General features: G+C 67.4%; 2 protein-coding genes and 1 pseudogene. All 3 read left to right on the forward strand.

The genetic code is table 11. The annotated features are described in order from the left end of the window. Positions 1-205 (forward strand): annotated as a pseudogene (locus I73_RS15300) (SAM-dependent methyltransferase); the annotation flags it as partial. 30 nt (positions 206-235) lie between these two features. Continuing rightward, entirely contained in the window at positions 236-1,117 is an 882-nt protein-coding gene (dapA, locus tag I73_RS15305) for a 4-hydroxy-tetrahydrodipicolinate synthase (RefSeq protein WP_022981417.1), read from the forward strand. 89 nt (positions 1,118-1,206) lie between these two features. Continuing rightward, on the forward strand, positions 1,207-2,370 hold the full coding sequence (bamC, locus tag I73_RS15310; RefSeq protein WP_234409522.1) for an outer membrane protein assembly factor BamC: 1,164 nt from the start codon (positions 1,207-1,209) through the stop codon (positions 2,368-2,370). Positions 2,371-2,678: the final 308 nt, after the last annotated feature.

Genomic DNA, 2,678 nt, shown 5'->3' on the forward strand with positions numbered 1-2,678 from the left:
GGCTTCCATCGGCAAACCCTGGCGGCCGAACTTTTTGGTGCGTCACGGCGAGCTGCTGGCGCGCTGTGACGGCTGGCGGGTGCTGGGCTACGAGGACGGTTTTGTCCTTGCGCCCGACCGCTTTGTCCAGCGCATTGCCGCGGTGCGTCCCGGCGGGGCCGCAAGGCGGCATGCCCTGCCGGTTTTGGCCTCGGCCCAGGGCTAGAATCGTCGCTTCCTCTGAGGATCCATCCTGATGACACCGATTGTTGGCAGCATCGTCGCGCTGGTGACGCCGATGCACGAAGACGGCAGCGTCGACTACGACGCGCTCAAGGCACTGATCGACTGGCACATCGCCGAAGGCACCGACTGCATCGGCGTGGTCGGCACCACGGGCGAGTCGGCCACCGTCGACGTGGAAGAGCACTGCGAGATCATCCGCGTGGCCGTCGAGCACGCCAAAGGACGCGTGCCCATCCTGGCTGGCGCCGGTGCCAACAGCACCGCCGAGGCCATCTCGCTGTCCAAGTACGCCAAGGAAGTCGGCGCCGACTGCACCCTGCAGGTCGTGCCTTACTACAACAAGCCGTCCCAGGAAGGCATCTACCGCCACTTCCGCGCCATCGCGGAGGCCGTGGACATCCCGGTGATGCTCTACAACGTGCCTGGCCGCACGGTGGCGGACATGCAAGCCGAGACGGTGCTGCGCCTGACCGAGGTGCCCGGCATCTTCGGCATCAAGGAAGCCACCGGCAGCATCGAGCGCGCCGCCTGGCTGCTCAAGCAGGTGCCTTCGAGCTTCTCGGTCTACTCGGGCGACGACAGCACCGCCATCGCGCTGATGCTGCTGGGCGGCAAGGGCAATGTGAGTGTGACTGCCAATGTGGCGCCCAAGCTGATGCACGAGCTGTGCATGGCCGCCATCGCCGGTGACATCGCCAAGGCCCGCGAGATCCATTTCCGCCTGCTGCCGCTGCACAAGCAGCTGTTCTGCGAATCCAGCCCCGCCCCCACCAAGTGGGCGCTGTCGCAGATGGGCCGCTGCCGCAATGCGCTGCGCCTGCCGATCGTCGAGCTTTCCGCGGCTGGCCAGGCCACCGTGGGCCAGGCCCTGCGCGAATCCGGCATCCTGTGAGTGACCTGTGCAGCGCCCCATCGGGCACTGCAATTTTCCCTGTCCCTGCGGCGCCCCGCCCTGGCATGCGCCCTCCGGAGATCTCCCAAGTGAAACAAGCCTTCTCGATCACGGCCGTGCGCGGCGCCACCCTGGCCCTGGCCGCCAGCCTGGCCGGTTGCGGCATGCTCAGCAGCGTGCTGCCCGACGACAAGATCGACTACGGCACGGCGTCCCGCAAGGTGCAGCCGCTGGATGTGCCGCCCGACCTGACCCAGCTGGCGCGGGACAACCGCTATGCGCCGCAGGCCGGAACGGTCTCCGCCTCTGCCCTGGGCAGCGCTCGCCCTGCCACCACCCCCGGTGCGGCAGCCACACCCACCGTGGCCATCGACAAGGTCGGCGACACCTACCTGGCCCGCATGGGGCAGCAGCAATGGCTGGTCAGCCCGCGCAGCCCCGAAGAGGTCTGGCCGCTGGTGCGCCAGTTCTTCCTGGATCGCAACTTCAAGTTCACCAAGGAAGACGCCGCCTCCGGCGTGCTGGAAACCGACTGGGTGGAAAACCGGGCCAACCTGCCCAAGGACCTGATCCGTTCGACCATCGGCCAGGTGCTTGACCGCCTCTATGACAGCGGCCTGCGCGACCGCTTCACCATCCGCGTTCTGCGCGGGACCGACGGCAAGGGCTCCGAGGTCTACATCGCTCACCATGGCCTGGAAGAGGTCGTCACCAACCGCGACGGCAGCACCACCTGGACCAACCGGGCGGCAGACCCGGCCCTGGAAACCGAGCTGCTGACCCGCCTGATGCAGACCCTCTCGCCGGTGGCGGCCGCGGCCACCCCGGCCAGCGGCGCTTCGGCGCCCGATGCCACCACCAAGGTGGTGCAGGTGGGCGCCAAGGCCCGCGTGCTCAGCGGCCAGCCCGGGGCCACGCTGGAGGTGGACGACGGCCTGGAGCGCACCTGGCGCCGCGTCGGTCTGGCGCTCGACCGCACCGGCTTCACGGTGGAGGAACGCGATCGCGCCCTGGCCACCTACGCGGTCCGCTATGTCGACCCCAAGATCGCCGGGCAGGATTCGCCCAACTTCATTTCCAAGCTCTTCGGCGCCAAGGAGCCGGCGGAGCTGGCCCTGGGCCGCTACCGCATCGTGCTCAAGACGGCGGGCAACAGCACCCAGATCACGGTGCAAAAGCCCAACGGCGACCCGGACAACAGCGAAAGCGCCCAGCGCATCGCCCAACAATTGGTGGACGAACTCAAATACTGAGTCGCTTTACCTTGATTCACACCAGGGCAGCAAACGCTGCCCTTTTTCATGCCCTGCAGCCAGGCTGGGCATAAAAAAAGCCGCCCTCAAGAGGCGGCTTTCTTTCATCACGATGCTGCAACGCAGCAGCGCGGGAATCAGCTTAGTTCGAAGCGGCTTCCGAAGCGGGAGCGGCAACTTCCGAAGCGGCTTCCGAAGCAGCGGGAGCAACTTCCGAAGCGGGAGCAGCGGCCGAGGGGCAGCGTCCACGGGAGCGGGAGCCTCGTCCTTTCTGGCGCAGCGGTCAGGGCAGCAGCAGCGATCAGGGA

This window comes from Ideonella sp. B508-1 (assembly GCF_000333615.1).
Taxonomy (GTDB): domain Bacteria; phylum Pseudomonadota; class Gammaproteobacteria; order Burkholderiales; family Burkholderiaceae_C; genus Ideonella.

What these genes read in the sequence shown, in the direction of transcription:
- dapA (WP_022981417.1), top strand. Translation starts at nt 236, where the DNA reads ATGACACCGATTGTTGGCAGCATCGTCGCGCTGGTGACGCCGATGCAC.